The sequence below is a fragment of the Sporolactobacillus caesalpiniae genome (assembly GCF_040513385.1).
In the GTDB taxonomy this organism is placed as follows: Bacteria; Bacillota; Bacilli; order Bacillales; family Sporolactobacillaceae; genus Sporolactobacillus.
This window is the reverse complement of the sequence record NZ_JBEVCB010000001.1, coordinates 497,429-513,121: the sequence shown is the minus strand read 5'-3', so window position 1 is coordinate 513,121 and position 15,693 is coordinate 497,429. Positions and strand designations below refer to the sequence as shown.

Annotated in this window: 31 protein-coding genes and 1 pseudogene; 7 read left to right on the top strand and 25 right to left on the bottom strand. The window is 41.4% G+C overall.

Annotated features, from left to right (window positions below; translation table 11 throughout):
- Positions 1-86: 86 nt before the first annotated feature.
- From ABWW58_RS02490 to ABWW58_RS02395, 20 genes are all read right to left on the bottom strand, one after another.
- On the bottom strand, positions 87-719 hold the full coding sequence (locus ABWW58_RS02490; protein WP_353867672.1) for a hypothetical protein: 633 nt from the start codon (positions 717-719) through the stop codon (positions 87-89).
- Positions 716-913, bottom strand: a complete 198-nt coding sequence (locus ABWW58_RS02485; protein ID WP_353867671.1) for an XtrA/YqaO family protein — start codon at positions 911-913, stop codon at positions 716-718. The genes ABWW58_RS02490 and ABWW58_RS02485 overlap by 4 nt, the downstream gene beginning before the upstream one ends.
- Before the next feature lie 358 nt (positions 914-1,271).
- A complete protein-coding gene (locus tag ABWW58_RS02480; protein WP_353867670.1) occupies positions 1,272-1,625 on the bottom strand; it encodes an HNH endonuclease in 354 nt (117 codons plus the stop codon).
- 19 nt (positions 1,626-1,644) lie between these two features.
- Complete coding sequence (locus tag ABWW58_RS02475; RefSeq protein ID WP_353867669.1) at positions 1,645-2,013, bottom strand: hypothetical protein; 369 nt, start codon at positions 2,011-2,013, stop codon at positions 1,645-1,647.
- A 114-nt stretch (positions 2,014-2,127) separates the two neighbouring features.
- Positions 2,128-2,706, bottom strand: a complete 579-nt coding sequence (locus ABWW58_RS02470; protein ID WP_353867668.1) for an HNH endonuclease signature motif containing protein — start codon at positions 2,704-2,706, stop codon at positions 2,128-2,130.
- Between the two features lie 2 nt (positions 2,707-2,708).
- On the bottom strand, positions 2,709-2,939 hold the full coding sequence (locus tag ABWW58_RS02465; RefSeq protein ID WP_353867667.1) for a hypothetical protein: 231 nt from the start codon (positions 2,937-2,939) through the stop codon (positions 2,709-2,711).
- A 5-nt stretch (positions 2,940-2,944) separates the two neighbouring features.
- A complete protein-coding gene (locus ABWW58_RS02460) occupies positions 2,945-3,529 on the bottom strand; it encodes a Rha family transcriptional regulator (protein WP_353867666.1) in 585 nt (194 codons plus the stop codon).
- The gene (locus tag ABWW58_RS02455) at positions 3,468-3,749 is read right to left on the bottom strand and encodes a hypothetical protein (protein ID WP_353867665.1); all 282 of its coding nucleotides are present in this window, start codon (positions 3,747-3,749) and stop codon (positions 3,468-3,470) included. Before ABWW58_RS02455 ends, ABWW58_RS02460 begins: the two co-directional genes overlap by 62 nt.
- A gap of 123 nt (positions 3,750-3,872) precedes the next feature.
- Positions 3,873-4,019 carry a hypothetical protein gene (locus ABWW58_RS02450; protein ID WP_353867664.1) on the bottom strand — a complete coding sequence of 49 codons (147 nt, stop codon included), beginning with the start codon at positions 4,017-4,019 and terminating at the stop codon, positions 3,873-3,875.
- A complete protein-coding gene (locus ABWW58_RS02445) occupies positions 4,020-4,163 on the bottom strand; it encodes a hypothetical protein (protein ID WP_353867663.1) in 144 nt (47 codons plus the stop codon).
- Positions 4,129-5,457, bottom strand: a complete 1,329-nt coding sequence (gene dnaB / locus ABWW58_RS02440) for a replicative DNA helicase (RefSeq protein ID WP_353867662.1) — start codon at positions 5,455-5,457, stop codon at positions 4,129-4,131. The genes ABWW58_RS02445 and dnaB overlap by 35 nt, the downstream gene beginning before the upstream one ends.
- A complete protein-coding gene (locus ABWW58_RS02435) occupies positions 5,450-5,773 on the bottom strand; it encodes a hypothetical protein (protein WP_353867661.1) in 324 nt (107 codons plus the stop codon). The genes dnaB and ABWW58_RS02435 overlap by 8 nt, the downstream gene beginning before the upstream one ends.
- Positions 5,742-6,629, bottom strand: coding sequence for a phage replication protein O (locus ABWW58_RS02430; protein ID WP_353867660.1), 888 nt, complete (start codon positions 6,627-6,629; stop codon positions 5,742-5,744). Before ABWW58_RS02430 ends, ABWW58_RS02435 begins: the two co-directional genes overlap by 32 nt.
- The gene (locus ABWW58_RS02425) at positions 6,622-6,972 is read right to left on the bottom strand and encodes a putative phage replisome organizer (protein WP_353867659.1); all 351 of its coding nucleotides are present in this window, start codon (positions 6,970-6,972) and stop codon (positions 6,622-6,624) included. The genes ABWW58_RS02430 and ABWW58_RS02425 overlap by 8 nt, the downstream gene beginning before the upstream one ends.
- Positions 6,965-7,126: a hypothetical protein gene (locus tag ABWW58_RS02420; RefSeq protein WP_253059715.1), complete on the bottom strand. Its 162-nt coding sequence runs from the start codon at positions 7,124-7,126 to the stop codon at positions 6,965-6,967. Before ABWW58_RS02420 ends, ABWW58_RS02425 begins: the two co-directional genes overlap by 8 nt.
- A gap of 97 nt (positions 7,127-7,223) precedes the next feature.
- Complete coding sequence (locus tag ABWW58_RS02415) at positions 7,224-7,967, bottom strand: hypothetical protein (protein WP_353867658.1); 744 nt, start codon at positions 7,965-7,967, stop codon at positions 7,224-7,226.
- 22 nt (positions 7,968-7,989) lie between these two features.
- Complete coding sequence (locus ABWW58_RS02410; protein ID WP_353867657.1) at positions 7,990-8,307, bottom strand: DUF771 domain-containing protein; 318 nt, start codon at positions 8,305-8,307, stop codon at positions 7,990-7,992.
- A 53-nt stretch (positions 8,308-8,360) separates the two neighbouring features.
- On the bottom strand, positions 8,361-8,525 hold the full coding sequence (locus tag ABWW58_RS02405) for a hypothetical protein (RefSeq protein ID WP_353867656.1): 165 nt from the start codon (positions 8,523-8,525) through the stop codon (positions 8,361-8,363).
- 49 nt (positions 8,526-8,574) lie between these two features.
- Complete coding sequence (locus tag ABWW58_RS02400; RefSeq protein ID WP_353867655.1) at positions 8,575-9,087, bottom strand: helix-turn-helix domain-containing protein; 513 nt, start codon at positions 9,085-9,087, stop codon at positions 8,575-8,577.
- Between the two features lie 14 nt (positions 9,088-9,101).
- Entirely contained in the window at positions 9,102-9,326 is a 225-nt protein-coding gene (locus tag ABWW58_RS02395) for a hypothetical protein (RefSeq protein WP_353867654.1), read from the bottom strand.
- Between the two features lie 85 nt (positions 9,327-9,411).
- On the opposite strand from ABWW58_RS02395, the gene ABWW58_RS02390 reads away from it, so the two are divergent.
- A complete protein-coding gene (locus tag ABWW58_RS02390; RefSeq protein ID WP_353867653.1) occupies positions 9,412-9,798 on the top strand; it encodes a hypothetical protein in 387 nt (128 codons plus the stop codon).
- Between the two features lie 29 nt (positions 9,799-9,827).
- Here the strand turns inward: ABWW58_RS02390 and ABWW58_RS02385 are convergent, their stop codons facing one another.
- Together ABWW58_RS02385 and ABWW58_RS02380 are read right to left on the bottom strand one after the other, a co-directional pair.
- Positions 9,828-10,052, bottom strand: coding sequence for a hypothetical protein (locus tag ABWW58_RS02385; protein ID WP_152540337.1), 225 nt, complete (start codon positions 10,050-10,052; stop codon positions 9,828-9,830).
- Between the two features lie 6 nt (positions 10,053-10,058).
- A complete protein-coding gene (locus ABWW58_RS02380; RefSeq protein ID WP_353867652.1) occupies positions 10,059-10,259 on the bottom strand; it encodes a hypothetical protein in 201 nt (66 codons plus the stop codon).
- An 83-nt stretch (positions 10,260-10,342) separates the two neighbouring features.
- Here ABWW58_RS02380 and ABWW58_RS02375 point away from each other — a divergent pair, with 83 nt between their 5' ends.
- Complete coding sequence (locus ABWW58_RS02375; protein WP_353867651.1) at positions 10,343-10,645, top strand: hypothetical protein; 303 nt, start codon at positions 10,343-10,345, stop codon at positions 10,643-10,645.
- On the opposite strand, the gene ABWW58_RS02370 is transcribed toward ABWW58_RS02375, so the two are convergent.
- Positions 10,605-10,820, bottom strand: coding sequence for a hypothetical protein (locus ABWW58_RS02370; RefSeq protein WP_353867650.1), 216 nt, complete (start codon positions 10,818-10,820; stop codon positions 10,605-10,607). The genes ABWW58_RS02375 and ABWW58_RS02370 overlap by 41 nt on opposite strands.
- 36 nt (positions 10,821-10,856) lie before the next feature.
- A complete protein-coding gene (locus tag ABWW58_RS02365; protein WP_353867649.1) occupies positions 10,857-11,042 on the bottom strand; it encodes a helix-turn-helix transcriptional regulator in 186 nt (61 codons plus the stop codon).
- A gap of 158 nt (positions 11,043-11,200) precedes the next feature.
- On the opposite strand from ABWW58_RS02365, the pseudogene ABWW58_RS02360 reads away from it, so the two are divergent.
- The 3 genes and pseudogenes from ABWW58_RS02360 to ABWW58_RS02350 all read left to right on the top strand — a co-directional run.
- Positions 11,201-11,416 (top strand): annotated as a pseudogene (locus ABWW58_RS02360) (helix-turn-helix domain-containing protein); the annotation flags it as partial.
- Between the two features lie 136 nt (positions 11,417-11,552).
- Positions 11,553-12,044, top strand: a complete 492-nt coding sequence (locus tag ABWW58_RS02355) for a DUF4429 domain-containing protein (RefSeq protein ID WP_353867647.1) — start codon at positions 11,553-11,555, stop codon at positions 12,042-12,044.
- Between the two features lie 156 nt (positions 12,045-12,200).
- On the top strand, positions 12,201-13,199 hold the full coding sequence (locus ABWW58_RS02350) for a beta family protein (protein ID WP_353867646.1): 999 nt from the start codon (positions 12,201-12,203) through the stop codon (positions 13,197-13,199).
- On the opposite strand, the gene ABWW58_RS02345 is transcribed toward ABWW58_RS02350, so the two are convergent.
- Positions 13,168-13,740, bottom strand: coding sequence for a sce7726 family protein (locus tag ABWW58_RS02345; RefSeq protein WP_353867645.1), 573 nt, complete (start codon positions 13,738-13,740; stop codon positions 13,168-13,170). The two genes, ABWW58_RS02350 and ABWW58_RS02345, sit on opposite strands and share 32 nt — an antisense overlap.
- A 211-nt stretch (positions 13,741-13,951) precedes the next feature.
- Between ABWW58_RS02345 and ABWW58_RS02340 the strand changes: the two genes are divergently transcribed.
- Positions 13,952-14,455 (top strand): ImmA/IrrE family metallo-endopeptidase, encoded by a 504-nt coding sequence (locus ABWW58_RS02340; RefSeq protein WP_353867644.1) that lies wholly within the window; start codon positions 13,952-13,954, stop codon positions 14,453-14,455.
- A complete protein-coding gene (locus ABWW58_RS02335) occupies positions 14,455-15,600 on the top strand; it encodes a tyrosine-type recombinase/integrase (RefSeq protein WP_353867643.1) in 1,146 nt (381 codons plus the stop codon). The genes ABWW58_RS02340 and ABWW58_RS02335 overlap by 1 nt, the downstream gene beginning before the upstream one ends.
- The last annotated feature ends 93 nt before the right edge of the window (positions 15,601-15,693 follow it).

Here is a 15,693-nt window from a genome sequence, read left to right as displayed (position 1 = left end):
TAACACCCCTTTTTTGGCAAATAAAAAGAGGACACAGAATAACGGCTTTTAACCGTATTCCGTGTCCTCCAGTTGACTGGTAGAACTTATATATTAAGATAGACATCTAAATATTTTTTTGCAGAGCGAGCATCCTCAATTAACTGATTAAAATATTCATCAATCGATTTCAAGTATTTCCTCAACTCATTTATATCACCGCCAATATTAAAATATCTAAAAAAACCAATCATTTTCTCAACAGAATTTTTTAGAATATAGTATTGATCAACAACATCAAACTCAAATTTATCAATTTGTAAATTTTTCAGGTCAATTGACGTATTATTTAAATGAAACAACACAAATTGACTAGCAATAAAAATTTGATCATCACTTATTTTTTCTGAACTAAGATCTTCAAGAAACTGAACTCCATGTTTCAAAGCTGTTTCTATTTCTTTATTTATTATTTTATAATTATTTATCGTTGCCTTTTTACTTGATTCCTTAGTATTATTTAGATCTTTATTGTAAAAATAATAAGCAATATAATAAGCCGTCAAAGCACTCAGTAATGTACCAATTATAGAACCGATAAATCCCATCCAACCATCTGCGGATATTCCAAACCATCTAGTTTTGAATATTAATCCCAGTAATGACACCAAAAGAAACGATGACATAATTCCCCCAAAAAATCCCAATGCCCATTTGAGGATTGTTAATATCCTGTTCAAAACTCCTCCCCCTCGTCCCACTTCACGCGCTTCACCTTGCCCTGGTGCGTCACAATCGTTGTTTCGCCGTGTTCCGGCAAGTCTGTTACTTTTGCCTTACCGTCACCAATTACAATCACTTTATTATGTAATTCCATTATATCAAGTTGCAGGCTCATTGTGGCTGTATCTATTTTCATTTCTTTTAATCGCATCAATATCCCTCCGTATGGTAGAATTAACTTGTCGAAGTTGCTCGGAGGGATCCGAGCTTTTTCTATGTACGCAGATGTATTAGAATCCGTGTCTTAATACACCTGCACATTCGCGTCTGACTATGCATTAAGGGAATTTAATGAAATTGATAACCGCAAGCGAACTCTTTGGATAATTAAGCTCCTTTTCTATAATCCTGCCAATTTCTTGAATATCATTCATACCCTTTATCTCGTTTTTTATGTGATACTCATAATTTCCATATCCAGCATGTGTTCCCAGATTGTCATTATATCTAACGCTATAAGATATAAAATATCTAATCATGAAATTTTCTCCCTTCCTTCACCTTAGTTGTCAACTGCGCCGTTCGAACCAAAACTTAACTTTCACATTCGTCTCTTGCAAAAGACCATATCTCTTAGCAACCGCATATTGTGTATGGTACTCATTCAGACTATTTACGAATCCTGCTATACGGTCTCTAAAATTCTCTACTGACATATTTCCTTTTTGAATGTTGCAGCTGGCGCAGCAGGGGACAAGATTATTCATTTCCTCGTTTTCTGGATGTTGCTCTGTACCATCCCACCAGTTTCGGATAACTGGCTTTACATGGTCTGCATGCCATCCTTTTTCAGACAAATCGCAACCACAATACCAACACTTTCCGTTTGACTTGTTCCAAATTTCCTGTCGCTTCTTATTCATTTACTCACCTTCTTATCCTTTAAACCAACTCGATCTGCAGCTTCTTCCTCCGTTCATCGAACAGCTTTGCCCTGGCTTCTTTACGACTGATAGGGAATAGTGGCTTTATGTAAAAGCTAATGTCTATATCCGTTCCGTCAATTTCTATATCCGAATATTCAATCACCTTGTACCATAAACTGTCTAATTCAAATACATAACCAAGTGCCGTGGAATTTTTCAACCGTTTGTCGTCATATTTACATCGGACGTGCGCTTCCTGCCAGTGTTCAACCGGTGTCCATATTTTTTCACTGTCCGCGTAATTTGTTTTATTCAGGTTCTGACATGTATACCAGATTGTCAGATGCTGTCCATAAAGTTCGTATTGGTTAATTCCAATAATCAAGTAAATATCATCCTGGTATTCCATTGTGTCGCCAATTCGTTTGGGATGTTTGAATAATCGTGTCGATCTCCTCAAAACTCTTATTGGGCTGGTCAAGTCCTCCGACAATCAGAATCACCTGCGCTTCCATTCTTGTATCTTACTAAACAGATCAGCGAGCACAATTCCGGTTCTAGTCAATTCAGCATTATTCTGAATGAGTCCTTTTCTGTTCAGAACGGCGAGCTGCTTATCAGTCACCAAGATTAAATTATTGAGGTCGATGTTCTGACGATCGCCATCACCGAAAATGATTTTATGTCCTTTCGGTACCGGACCGTTTACCCGTTCCCAAAGCAGCAAGTGCTTTTGTCTCCATTTGCCTGGATCCGCAATCTTAACCCAAATGTAACCGTCACTTTTGACACATTCGGTACCGATCGGCATGTAGTTATGCGGTCGGCGCCCGTTTTTGAATTGAGTCGGTTCCCAGCCGCCGTTGTGTGTGCCTTTATTTACTGGCACATGTCCTTTTTTAAAGTGACCATTCAAACCACTGCTAAGCCTATGATTACGCTTGTACGTTTTTACTTGTTGCCGGGTGAGCGACAAACCAAACTTCTCGTTGAGCATCGTGGCAAGCTCTGCGTTTCCAATGCCTTCAACATGGTCTCTGAGAAATTGATCTTGCTCCGGAGTAAATAACCGCGCCATGATCAACCCTCCAACATTTTCGGCAGCTGAGAGTCTGCCCGGAAGCTGTCCTCCGTTGCCTTTTTCGCTTCCAATACCAACGCACCGTTTGCGATGATCTGAGAAGCAACACCGGTAATCGACTTGGCACGTTTCATTTCCGTCTCAAGTTCTTCTCCAGTTAGTTCTTCATTGCTTAGCCGTTCCAGTTCTTCAAACAAATGGTTGTTCAGATCGCCTAATGTGTTTCTCACTTTCATCATCCTTTCACGAGGTTTTCGCTAATTGTGGCACTCGCCAATTTTGGTGAGTCCCATTCCTGAATGAATTTTTTCGCAGATTCAAAGTCCGAGCTGTTAATATCCCGATAGGATTGCACGCCGTATTTTGCTTTCAGCTGTCTGTAGATTCTTGCATAATACTTTCTCCTGGCAGCGTCTCGGACGGTTGGAAAGAGCAGCATGATTCGTGTTCGCACCGCATCCCTTATTGCGTTCTGCTGCTTTGAAATGATCGTCAATTGGTGCCCGTTTCGACTCTCCAAAACTGTGCGCATCCTCTGAAATTCGTTGATGTACTGCTCTTTGAATGCCATTGCCTTGTCGCCGGTATAACCCATGGCAAGGATATAAAATCCATTTTCCTTGATGATGTAGAGCGGCATTTCTCGTCCTTGTTTATTTAAGTAAGAGGACTCTCCAAAATTGAGCACTTTGAATTGTTCAGAACATGACAGGTTCTTGATGTCACGCAAAACCTTGTCATGGCGCTTCTGAAACACTTTAGCGATCGTCAGAGAATCTGTTACAATTGCGGCATTCTTTTGATAGACCAGGCTGTCCATCGCTCGCGCTCCTTTCTAAGTCTTTTAACCGATGCTTAACTTCAAGCTCAATAATTTTCTTACACAAGGGTTTCATAGAACTCGCAAGTTTCCCATCCCAATCGGACACCATATGTTCTTCTTCCTCGTTCAGCTCGTCTCGCCACTGCTGTGTCTCTTCATCGTTTGTTTCGCTCCAAAACAACTCACTCAATTCGCTCATGCGTTCTTTTGCAATCATGAAGATTCTCCCTTCTTCGCAATTTTCTTTTCGCCAAAATTGATCCACAGAGTAACGCTGCGATCGCCATGATTCCATTTGCCAGCAGCATGAAGATCACCAAACACAGTGCCACCAAAATGATCATCTGCTCACATCCGTTTCGCCTTTGGCAACTTCCCAACCAGCACGCATTCTTTCGCGCGTTTGCTTCCACGTCAGATACTCGAATGTAAAGATCAATGCGCCTTCATCCTTTTTCTGCAAATAAACAAGTTCACGTCTTCGCATTCACTCACCGCCTTCAGGAAGGCAGCATTCCAAATAGTTTTTCTGAATGAGCTTGTCCGACTTTCTTTCCCAAAACTCTCGGGTGCAGCCTTCTGCCATCATCAAGTACTCAATCATCATTTCTCGGTCTTGCTTGCTGAGCATGAGCGGCCACCGCCTTTCGATCGATATTGACGAATTTTGCATACTCCTTGATGAACGCTGCTTCTACGGTTCCGACCGGGCCGTTGCGCTGCTTTCCCATGATGATTTCAACAATGTTCTGTTTGTCAGATTCGCGGTTATAATAGTCATCGCGATAGAGAAACAAGATCAGATCCGCATCCTGCTCAATGTTCCCGGATTCCCGCAAGTCGCTGAGCATCGGACGCTTATCTTGCCTTGATTCAACGCCACGGGACAGCTGAGCAAGAAGGATGATCGGCAGATGGTAACGCCTAGCAAGCTGTTTCAAACCGCCTGTGATGGCACCTATGGCCAGGTCTCTGCGCTCATACTTTCCGGTGATCTTGATAAAGCTCAAATAGTCGATGATCGCCAAGTGCTTTTTATCCGGATGCTTTTTAATCGACTTGCGAATGGTTGCGCGGATGTTGGCAATGGTCTGTGACGGTCGGTCATGAATCGCTAAGGACCATCGTTCATAGATGCCCATGCCTTTGATGACGCTCTCCACGTCTCGTTCGCTCATGAATCGTTCCGGATTGCGCCACTTGCCCGCATCGATGTTGCCGATTGCCGACAGCAGACGCTGCTGAATTTTTGTTTTCGGCATTTCCAGGCTGAACAGATCGACCACCACATCATCGGCCGCTGCGCTCTTGGCAATATTCAGCGCGAAGGCTGTCTTACCCATGGATGGGCGACCGGCAACAATGATTAGGTCATCATCCTGCAGGCCGCTTGTCATGCGATCAAGATCGGTGATGCCTGTGGTTACACCGGAAATGTCACCGCGCTTCTCAAAAAGAGAGTCATAGATTTTCATCATGCTTTCGCGATCGGTCATCTCGTCATCGATCGGACGCGCATCGGCGATCTCATCCAGCGATTTTGCCAACTCTTCGATGCCCTCGGTGCTTGGATCGTTCACAAAACGATTGGCCTTAGCCCTAGCTTCACGCAGCTTCCGTGCATCGTTCAGGATCCGTTCGTAAAACTCAAAGTTCGATGTCGTTGCAATCCCGTTGACCAGTTCAGCCAGGTAGCCAATGCCGCCTGTTTGATGCAGCCTGTCGCCAAGCTCTTTCGCAAGCGTCACCGGATCGATCGGCGCCTCTTTAAGATTCAAGGCTTCAAAGCCAGTGAAGATCACTTTATGTGCTGCCTTAGAAAAATGGTCTGCAGTCAGCCAGCACATGTCCATCAGCTGATTGTCATACAAAATGGATCCAAGAACCGCCTGCTCGGCTTCGATTGTTGCTTGTTCCTCAATCATTTTCGAACACCTCCAAGCGCGGCAGTCTGCTTTTATTTACCGGATGCGCCTTGGCTTCCGCTTCCCACTGCCGCATCTTTTTCGCCTCCTGAGACAGTCCATTATCGCGTCCCTTTACGACAAGGTCAGCAGGCAATGGAACAGCGTGACGGCTTTTAGGATCGCTGACGTAGCGATAGAAGTGCTCCATCGTTGCGTCAAAATCCGCATGCTTTGTCGTCGCAAGCCAGATGTTCATGTATGTATCATCAGCGACAACGAACGGATACATTTTCACGATACACTTAACCAGATGGGCCACTTGCAATTGATTCATTCTGCCTCAACCACCTTTCAATCGCTGCATCATTTTGCTTCGCTCGATTCGTTGGAAAACCTCTGCCTTGCTTTTGCTTACTCTCTTGCCGACAACGCGCAACCATTTTGTCAAAGCCTTTTCTTAGACTGTTTGGAGATAAAATGACTGTGTTCCAAAAATCATCTTTCTGTGACCAACGAATTAAATACTCTACCTGCTCTTTCGTCCGATTGTCTCGCTCCATCATGAGACGAATGTCATTTGCCCATTTATCCATGCTTTTCGGTGATTTGTAGTTAGGGTTATTCTTCTTGATCAAAGAGAGTAATAGATTCGCCATTGACAGGTGCTCGTCGGAAAACTTTGTTTTTCGACAAGAAGTCTTTTCTTTTTCTTGTTCTTCTTCTTTTTCTTCTTCTTGTCCCCCTGTCGTTGACGTGTCGTTACACGTATCGTTAACGACACGTAAGAACCGCTCTACAATCGTATCGTTAGGAATGTGCTCAACGATTAAAGTAAGCAGCGATTTGTCTTTGACGGAGGCTAATTCTTTGTCAATACAATCCAGCACCGGTTTACCTGTCTTATTAAGGTTGTATTTGCCCCATTTTATAATGGCAATCTCCCGTGTCTCCTGGTTGTATTTGATCAACCGATGATGCATTTCAAACCGATTAATCAAGCTGTTGACCGTTTCAAGTGAGTAACCAAGATCAAAGGCCATTTGCTTTTTTGTAATCTGATAAACGCCTATTTGAGCCGTCAAAGGATTGGTTAAAAGGTAAAGATAAAAATAGCGATCTTCCGGAGTCATTTCCTCAATCACTTTAGGATCCGACCAAAAATTCACATGAACCTGCCTGAATTTAGCCAATGCCCTTCACCTTCTTACAATCTGGGATCAAATAACTTTCCCAATTCACAATGTGAATTAATTCATTTCGATCCATTTCGACCATTTGTAGACGACATAAAACACTAATTGAGTAGCGGACAATATTGATCGGACGTTTTATAAGAGTTGAGATCTCTTCAATGTTCAGTGGAATGTCTTTTTCAAGTACTATAAATCCTTTTGCATTTGCTCGATGTGAAAGACCAATCAATTTGAACCATATTACTAAAACCGTGTCACCCGATGGTTGTGATTCTATTTCTCGTATCTTCTCGTTTTCAAACATGTCGGTCTTCAACTTGATCCATGTAATATCACCCAATGCCTCTCACCTGCCGTTCCTGCTTCGCCAGTCGGTAATACCTACATTTATTCGCCTTGGCATAAGAAACGACATGAGGCTTGTCCTGAACAATCATGTTCACTTCCAGAGTGGCGAAGAACCCGTACCAGTCTTTGTTCGTCTTGAGTGCCAAACCATCGTCCCCTTTCCTGTCGGTGTTCCTGCCCGCTGCATGGGCAACACTTGGTATTACCCCTGCGCCGGGCAGGAACATGTCCGGCATTGATCATTTACTCAAATGTTGGTTCTGGTCTCTTCTCAGGAGTCACTTCATCACGATCACCATCAGAGTCAATGATCAGATTTGTACCTGCTTGGCAAAGATTCATGAGAAAAACCTCAAACTCATCAATGTTTCTGAGTGAACTTAGATCGCTGGCATGTTTATAATCAATGGTCCAGCCCTCGTTTGACGATTTAGTGTATCTATAGAGCTTAATTTCAAAATTCATCGTTGCATCATGCTCGCATTCAAAAGTCAAAGTAGCATGTTCGAAGCAGCTCCAATCTCTCTCGTAATCACGTTCAACTTCAAAAGTGACGTCAACAGCTTCATAGGTTGGCTCGTCATCGTAATCAATGTCCAAGTCGTCAGTATCAACATTCTCCTCAACGAACTTCATCCAACGATCAAAGAGATCTGTTACCTTGATTTCTTTGATGTCGTGATCAACCATTAGATTTTTGAAGTTAGTCAGAAGCTTTTTATTTTCCAATGCGGAATTTTTAAGCACATCCACTAAGACACTATCCAACTTGACGAGATACTCGGAATAGTCGTAGGATTCCAGGTATGGAATCATGACCGATTTCACCTTTTTCTCAATGACCTCTGTGACATCGCCATACGAGCGAAAAAGATTGTCGAGCGCGTTTTTCACTCCGTTTTCGAGCTGCTCACTAATCAACTTTTCAACCGTTCCATCTTCGAGTTTTTTGCTGATGACATCTTTAATATTGCTTTCCAAGTTCATGACCAATCCCCCCAATGAATTTTTATCCTAACCGCCGTACCTTGCTGTTTTCCTGAACAAAAATATCTCTGAAATGAAGCTTGAGAAACTGCTCCATCTTATCCGCAATGAAACACCATTTGTCGCCTTGTGCTTCCGGAAAATGTGTGAACGTCTCTAGCTCTCTTTTGAACCGTGGCTGATACAGAATGTTGTCCTTCAACCAGTTTTGACTTTTCCCGGTCTTCGCCCTCAGCTCGTCCATATGCCACCACACCATTTCCGTGCGGATCAGCTTTTGAACCTCTGCCTTCAAAAATTCCTCATTCAAAATGACCTGAACACCTTCCAAATTGACCACCTCTCCCCCCGCATGCTAAAATGGACATATATCCTATTTGATTGATTGACGTTTCAGCAGGTCTCCGTTGCACCGGAGGCTTTTTTCATGCGCTTTAAAGCTGCTTTCATTTCCGCAAGCTCAGCCATCACCCAACGTTCACTCCAAACGCAACCCAACTTTTTCAAACCGCTGCGAATCTTTTCCAGCTCGCTGATCCGATTCATGACCTCATTCATCGCTTTTTCACCTCGATCAATTGAATTTTGTTCGATTGGTTGTTCTTATTCATTTCCGCATCCTTCTCGCCTTCAATGTGACTTCCAACTGTTGGAACATCGTCCGAAAAGATAATCCGTACTCCTGACAATTCACGCGGACCAGGTTAACCATGGAGCACGCTGCTTCGAGCACTTCCTCATTGATGCTCCGGACCTCTTGCTTGTCCCGATCCGTCGCATGTTCAGGCGGCTTGTACAGCTGAGCCTTTGCCAACTTGTCCATTGCTTCCTTCGTCTCTTTCATCGCCAGGTCAATCATCGCCAACGTATCTTGCCGAATATAATCACCGTCTAGCGGTGGCAGCGAGACACCATTTGTTGCTAACACACCAATTTCCATCATGAGATCCGGATCATCGAAGCGATTGCTCAACTTCGGTAACACATCACCAGGAACACGCCGTCTCTCATTTGCCCATGCGCTGACCGCCTGCCGGGAATAATGAACATCCACAGCCAAATCCGACTCTTTCACGGCCCCAGCTTTCATTGCATTTTTTAACTTTGCACCGATTGACACATGTCCACTCCCCTTTATTCCGAATAAGTTGCACCGGTCAGATAATTGGTTAACGCTCTTTTGCAGTCTTCATACACTCTTAATTCCGTTTGAGCTTCACTAACATCTGTTTCAAATCCAAGATTGCGGTATTTTTTCAAATTCTTCTGGCTCATTTCAATGGATGACTCAACATATTTTAAAAAGACATCACAGGCTTCTTTAGGCGGCATGGGTGGATAATGATATTGCTTTACCAAAGAAATTCCTCCTTCCATTCAGATCCGTTTAGGTTATTTTGTTTGGTATAATATTCCTATCTGATAGAGATAGGAGGTGAATCACATGGGCATCGACACAATTCCAAAGTACAAAGTGGAGTATATTAAAGACTTATTGAGTGAAGCCTACAGTTACGCACAACGAGCATATGCAAAGGTAGCCGAAACCTCCGAGCCTGACTACCTTTCTGCATCAACCTTTACCACAGAGGCAAACACGTTTTTTATCAGTGCAAAATCTTTCTACATGCACTATCCTGATCTCGCTCATTATGAATTTGAAGGCACATTTGAGTCTTTTAAAAACTTCAACTTTGAAATCTTGCAAACAATTACTAAGCGAGATGAAAACACATCTTGGCTATATTCCAGAAACGAAGACTTGAAAAGCAGGTATGATTCATTAAGTAAGCAACTTGATCAATTGCTTGAGAACATTACCGAAAAATAATCTTTTTGCCTTAGCCCCTTGTATGGGGCTTATTTAATCTTGATTTCGCCTATTTTTTTATAGACGCTATGCCTTACCTTGGTGCCAACAAACTCCGTCAAATATTCGGGAATTGAAGCACTCATTAACTTCTTGAGATTGTCCCAACTCGACAAATCATAAGCATCACTAATCGTTTTTGCCTTTTCAAATATCTGGTTAACAATATTATTTGCAGTTTCATTTACAAACTGATCAATGTCTTCAGCTTTCACCTTCATTCACCCCCTCTCGTTTGTGTCATCCTTGCCCGCCGCTCCACACTCAGAACTGCTATGTTTAATTAAGGGAGTGCCACCACAATACATATCAATTGAAATTGGGTCAGGGTCTTCGACTGGCAGGCTGCATTCCATCAATTCAATCAACCGATCCATTTTGCTATTGAGCTGAACTAGGAGCAGCTCCGTATTGCTTAACATTGATCCGCCTCCTTTCTCCTATCCTCTGGTAAAATGGAATTGTCCCGCCAGACAAATCCACAAAGAGAGGAGAAAATAGTTGAATGGATAAAATCGAACAAATTTCTAAAGCAATTCTCGATATTCGAAACATGTCACTGAAAAAGAATGGATTTGAACTTTGTTTAGAAAAAAACTTGGTTATCCACGGCAACAGATTAATTGGTTTTGAATTACTGAATTATCTTAAGGAGCAGGAATCAATATCTTTGGATCATGAAGAACTTGTTGAACTGATTCCAGGCATCTGCGAAAAACTATCGCTAAAAATTGAAAAAGCGTATCTTGCAAAAGACATTGATAATCCTAATCGTCAGATGTATGACTATCACATTCGACTCGTCTGACAATAAACATGTCACCGATTGGATCATCTATTTTCTTTAGTCCCAATTTCTCTCTTGCTTGGTTAGGTGTTATTTGACCAGCGTCTACTTGCTTTATGACACATGCAGCTTTTTTTCTTAATCCAACATCCTGTCTTGGCTCTTTTGATTCAGGATATTTTTTTTGAATAGTCATTGATCCGCCTCCTTTTAGAAACATTTTGTGTCTAATTTATTCAAAAAAAATGTCATCGACTGATGAATTATAATAGTCAGCAATTTTCTTCGCTAGCTTCAACGAAGGCGTCCTGTCACCTCTTTCAATTGCTCCAAGCATCTGGGGTGTGATTCCTAATTCTTTAGCAACAAATGATCTTGGATTTCCGTTTCTCATTTTAATGAGTTTATTTTGTCTCATTATCTGTAAATCACCACCTATCAGAAACGTTTTGTTTCCCGATGACTTTATTATATAGAAACGTATCGTTTCTGTAAATACTTTTTCGAAACTTTTTGTGTCTAATATAGACTAGAAACTTATTGTTTCCTATAATTAGGACTAAAGGAAGGGATATTATGTTTGCACAGAGACTTATATCTCTAAGAAATTTAAAAGAATTGAGCCAGTATGAGATTGCAGAACGTTTGGGTTTCTCACGCGGTCAATACGCTAATTACGAACAAGGAACACGTGAACCTGACTTTGAAACTCTTCAAAAATTGGCAGACTTTTTTGAAGTATCCACTGATTACCTGCTCGGTCGAACAGACGATCCTGAAGTTAAGTCTGATGGTGAAATGTATTTCTTCGATAAGGACAAGTGGTCTGATGAAGAAATTGAAGAGGCCCGCGCCTTTATCGAAGCGCGCCGGCTGATGAAGAAGAAGAAAAATAATTAAATATAGATTCTTCTGGGGGAATGCTAATATGTTTGGTAAAAAGAAGCCATTACTAGATCCAAGCGATTACGAGAAAGTATTTGAATTTCCCAAGCCTTCAAAAACAACAGTAGCAATTGATGACCACTCAGTTCATATCTTCCGCAAAGGTGTCAATTCTGCTTTCACCGTTGGACTAAGCGGTGAAAAAACAATCCCACTCTCCAGCATCACTAGCGTTCAGTTTAAAAAACCGGGAATGACCAGCGGATATTTACAGTTTGGTGTACTCGGTGGCAAAGAAACACAAGGAATTATGAATGCTGTCAAAGACGAAAATTCCGTGATCTTTATCAAAAAAGAGCTTGACCAAGCATTAGAACTGAAAAAGCATGTAGAAGATCGTATCAACAAGAATAACAACTCCACGAATACCATTGATCCGGCCGACCAAATTAAAAAGTTTGCCGAACTGAGAGATCAAGGAATCATCACCGAAGAAGAATTCACCTCAAAGAAAAAGCAGCTCCTTGGAATTTGATATTTTTTTGCCCAGACTCTAGTACTTTCATAATAGATAAATAGATTCACAACCGGAGAGTGACAGAACCCCACACCTTGATCCGCATCCCCTCTCCCCTGTTTTGGTATTAGGCCGTAAGGCTTTATATATAACAAATTATAAGGGGGAAAATTCATGATTTATGTACCAATTTTGAAATGTAAGAAAGGCGAAAAAGATGCTCTTGATTCTCTTAATGACGATTTGAAGGATCAGGTTCTACCATTACTTGAGATTTGCCCTGACATTATAGCAAAAGGAACTTTTAATGGAGCAAGTGATTTCTGGGAAAATCGTCAATATCTGCTTGATGTCTCACCAGAGTATAGAGATGAACTTACAGATCAAGAAAGTTTTGAATTGTTGAGTAAATGCGGCAATGAGCAGGTTATACCAGTTGTACGCTTATATGATAGCGATGAAAAAATTATGCGATTCAATAATGAACTTTCAAATGGATTTGCTCTTAGACTATATCTTGAAGATATATCGGATGAAAGCTTCTCCTTAGAATTTGAGCATTTTATTCAATCAGTTAATTTGCAAAATGTTGATTTGATCATTGATGCGCAATCAATCGATACTGGTGAACTAAGCCAGAAAACATTTTTGATCCGTGCAGCGCTTGAATTAGTTCGAAATATTAATCAATTTAGACGGGTAATATTTGCAAGTAATTCATTTCCATCAAAACTTGATATTCAGAAAGAAAGATTAGTCTTGCTACCTAGAGAGGAGTCGACCCTATTTTCAAGAGTCTCGCCACTGTTCGCGTCGTACGGTGTCACTCCTATTTATTCAGATTATGCAATTAATCATTGGAGCTATTTTGTCTTTATTCCTGGAATGCAACCATCTTTTAACATCCGCTATACTACCGAGGATAATTACGTTATTTATAAGGGGCTCACAACTAAAAGAGGGGGGCTTAACATTGAAAATGTTCGTTCAGCTTGTCAAATGCTTGTTCAATCTCCCTATTACTTTGGCGCAGATTTTTCGTGGGGAGATAATGAAATTTATTTGAAAGCAGTTGGTGAAACAACAAGGTCTGGAAATCCAACTACTTGGAGAGCTATTGGAACGAATCATCATATTACATTTATACTAAATCATCTCTCCAACCAATTCTAGTTTTTAAAGTTTCTCTTGTGTAATCCCTAAGCATTTTCAATTTCAAATTATCCATGGCTAATTTTTTCAAACCGCACTTTCCTTTATTTGAATAGCCATGGATTTTATTTTGTTTTAAAAATACTTTGATCTCAGAGTTCCAAAGTAGATCGAGTAAATACGATGCAGATATTCTTTTATTAATTCTGCATGGCCTTAAGCTTTTAATTGACACGTTTCCAAACTTATTTAAATAGGCAATCTGAATACCCCAATGACTTGGAACGTATTCCTTAATGACGTCTTCAAACTTTTCACCGATTACTATTGTAATTTTATCGTATGTTTTGTCATAACATTCTACTTGGTTTGGTAAACGATCTAATGTATCACAGTCACTTTTTATTTCATAACCATGGAGAATACCGTTAGCTACAGTAATGTCTGCACGTGCTAACCCATCGCAGATAACTAATTCTTCTATAATTCGGTAATTCTTCCCATTATTTGCTTTATGGAGTTTTTCAATTAAACGATTTCTGATATCATGATCAGTAAGCATACAATTCACTCCACTCTACAGTAAGAACAAGTACTTATCTATAATAAAACATATGTATTGCAATTTCAACTTTATACAAGAACATATATTCTTATTTTCACTTTTCAAAAGTTGACAAAGATTGTATAATAGCATCCATAGATGACCGGTCAATCACCGGTTATTATTTTCATCATCAAATCGAACATATATTCTCATTGGAGCTGATGACATGCCTCGACCTTACTTCCCTTCCCTGCTTGAATCCTGGGTTTCACATAAATTCATTGATCACGGCATCATGAAGCCCGAAGATCTCGACCTTAAGAAGATTGCTCACGCATTCGGCATTGGATACTCAATTTGGCATGGTCATCCCTTCGCCTATCGGCTCTCCGAGGATTCGGCTGCCTACATTATCGAAAATGAGCAGGCGGCCGAATATGAGCAGCGTGAGCACTTCTTTCACGAGCTGGGACATATTGTCCGGCACTGCGGTGACCAATGTGATATGCCTGAGCCGTTTCGTCAAATGCAAGAAGCAGAGGCTCGTCAATTCGCTCTCTATGCAGCCATCCCCTACCATATGATCGATTTCAACCGCCCTCATTCATTAGAAAGTATCATGCAGGAGTTTCATGTAACTCGAAGCCTGGCTTACACTCGAATTGACGGAATGTGTCAACAAATCATCGTACAGCAGAACGGATCCACTGACGAAAAGAGGTGCGAATAGTGGCAAGTATTTCAAAACGAAATGGATCCTGGCAGTATCGTGTCAGCTATAAAGATGGCCAGAAGTACAGAAATAAGACATGTGGTGGTTTCAGCACGAAGCGTGCAGCACAATTGGCAGCTGCGGACATTGAAACGAAGCTAGGACGTGGCGCCAATCTGAAAGCCTCTGAACGACTTTTCTGCGAGCTTTTCCGTGAATGGTATGACACATTCATTGAAGGCAAATACAGCCCCGATAATCAGCGTCTGGTTGAGCGTATTGTCCGTTTCTCGGAGCGAGCGTTCCCAGGGATGAAGATCAAAGAAGTTGACCGCACCATCTATCAGCAAGCGCTCAATACTTTTGGCGAAAAACACGCTACAGAAACCGTGAGAAAATACAACATCTACATGCGTGCATTCATTCGCTACGAAATTGAAGAGGGAGTTATTTTTAAGGATCCTTCCTATAAAGCTAAAGCGATCGGCAAAGTCGCTGAGAAAAAAGAAAGCCTGAAATACATTAATTTCTCGGATGCACAAAAATTGATCATAGAGGTTAGAAGAGACATGCGTCCAAAGTATGTCTCAAGATATATGATCTTGTTCCAACTTGCCACCGGCTGCCGTTTGGAGGAAGTTCTTGGCATGACATGGGACTGCATCAACTTCAAGAAAAAGACCGTAAAGATTGAAAAGTCATGGGATTATAAAGACAAGCATGATTTCGGCGGATTGAAAAATAAAGCCTCCTATCGCACCATCACGATCGATGCGAAAACGTTGAAGATCATTAAGAAGCTAAAAGTACACCAATCAGAAATTCATATGGCTACTGGTCGTGAGAACACGAACAATTTGGTTTTCGCGAATGACCAGATGCAGCTGATTTCACCTGAAGCTTTGAACAAGGTACTCAAGAAGCTGTGCAAGCGACTAAAACTGATTGAACTGACCTCACATGGATTAAGACACACCCATGCCTCTATACTGCTTCTACATAAGCGTGTGACGCTGAAATACTTATCTCGGCGTCTTGGCCATGAGAACATCATTACCACCCTTCAAACCTATGCCCATGTGCTTGATGAACTTGAACAGCTTGAAGATCGATCCGTTGATGATACCATGGAAGATTTGTATCAGGAGTCGCCGCACTCCTGATTTATTTCTGCGCAAAATCTGCGCAAAATGTTTTGATATTCTTTGCTTTTCGTTGACGATCTGAAAACAGTAAAACACCCGGAAATGCCTTTA

What these genes read in the sequence shown, in the direction of transcription:
- ABWW58_RS02405 (WP_353867656.1), bottom strand. Translation starts at nt 8,525, where the DNA reads ATGAATGAGGTCATGAATCGGATCAGCGAGCTGGAAAAGATTCGCAGC.
- ABWW58_RS02435 (WP_353867661.1), bottom strand. Translation starts at nt 5,773, where the DNA reads ATGAATCAATTGCAAGTGGCCCATCTGGTTAAGTGTATCGTGAAAATG.
- ABWW58_RS02390 (WP_353867653.1), top strand. Translation starts at nt 9,412, where the DNA reads ATGGGCATCGACACAATTCCAAAGTACAAAGTGGAGTATATTAAAGAC.
- ABWW58_RS02415 (WP_353867658.1), bottom strand. Translation starts at nt 7,967, where the DNA reads ATGAACTTGGAAAGCAATATTAAAGATGTCATCAGCAAAAAACTCGAA.
- ABWW58_RS02355 (WP_353867647.1), top strand. Translation starts at nt 11,553, where the DNA reads ATGTTTGGTAAAAAGAAGCCATTACTAGATCCAAGCGATTACGAGAAA.
- ABWW58_RS02365 (WP_353867649.1), bottom strand. Translation starts at nt 11,042, where the DNA reads ATGAGACAAAATAAACTCATTAAAATGAGAAACGGAAATCCAAGATCA.
- ABWW58_RS02375 (WP_353867651.1), top strand. Translation starts at nt 10,343, where the DNA reads ATGGATAAAATCGAACAAATTTCTAAAGCAATTCTCGATATTCGAAAC.
- ABWW58_RS02350 (WP_353867646.1), top strand. Translation starts at nt 12,201, where the DNA reads ATGATTTATGTACCAATTTTGAAATGTAAGAAAGGCGAAAAAGATGCT.
- ABWW58_RS02480 (WP_353867670.1), bottom strand. Translation starts at nt 1,625, where the DNA reads ATGAATAAGAAGCGACAGGAAATTTGGAACAAGTCAAACGGAAAGTGT.
- ABWW58_RS02345 (WP_353867645.1), bottom strand. Translation starts at nt 13,740, where the DNA reads ATGCTTACTGATCATGATATCAGAAATCGTTTAATTGAAAAACTCCAT.
- ABWW58_RS02470 (WP_353867668.1), bottom strand. Translation starts at nt 2,706, where the DNA reads ATGGCGCGGTTATTTACTCCGGAGCAAGATCAATTTCTCAGAGACCAT.
- ABWW58_RS02370 (WP_353867650.1), bottom strand. Translation starts at nt 10,820, where the DNA reads ATGACTATTCAAAAAAAATATCCTGAATCAAAAGAGCCAAGACAGGAT.
- dnaB (WP_353867662.1), bottom strand. Translation starts at nt 5,457, where the DNA reads ATGATTGAGGAACAAGCAACAATCGAAGCCGAGCAGGCGGTTCTTGGA.
- ABWW58_RS02460 (WP_353867666.1), bottom strand. Translation starts at nt 3,529, where the DNA reads ATGGACAGCCTGGTCTATCAAAAGAATGCCGCAATTGTAACAGATTCT.
- ABWW58_RS02450 (WP_353867664.1), bottom strand. Translation starts at nt 4,019, where the DNA reads ATGCGAAGACGTGAACTTGTTTATTTGCAGAAAAAGGATGAAGGCGCA.
- ABWW58_RS02445 (WP_353867663.1), bottom strand. Translation starts at nt 4,163, where the DNA reads ATGCTCAGCAAGCAAGACCGAGAAATGATGATTGAGTACTTGATGATG.
- ABWW58_RS02485 (WP_353867671.1), bottom strand. Translation starts at nt 913, where the DNA reads ATGCGATTAAAAGAAATGAAAATAGATACAGCCACAATGAGCCTGCAA.
- ABWW58_RS02340 (WP_353867644.1), top strand. Translation starts at nt 13,952, where the DNA reads ATGCCTCGACCTTACTTCCCTTCCCTGCTTGAATCCTGGGTTTCACAT.
- ABWW58_RS02455 (WP_353867665.1), bottom strand. Translation starts at nt 3,749, where the DNA reads ATGATTGCAAAAGAACGCATGAGCGAATTGAGTGAGTTGTTTTGGAGC.
- ABWW58_RS02380 (WP_353867652.1), bottom strand. Translation starts at nt 10,259, where the DNA reads ATGTTAAGCAATACGGAGCTGCTCCTAGTTCAGCTCAATAGCAAAATG.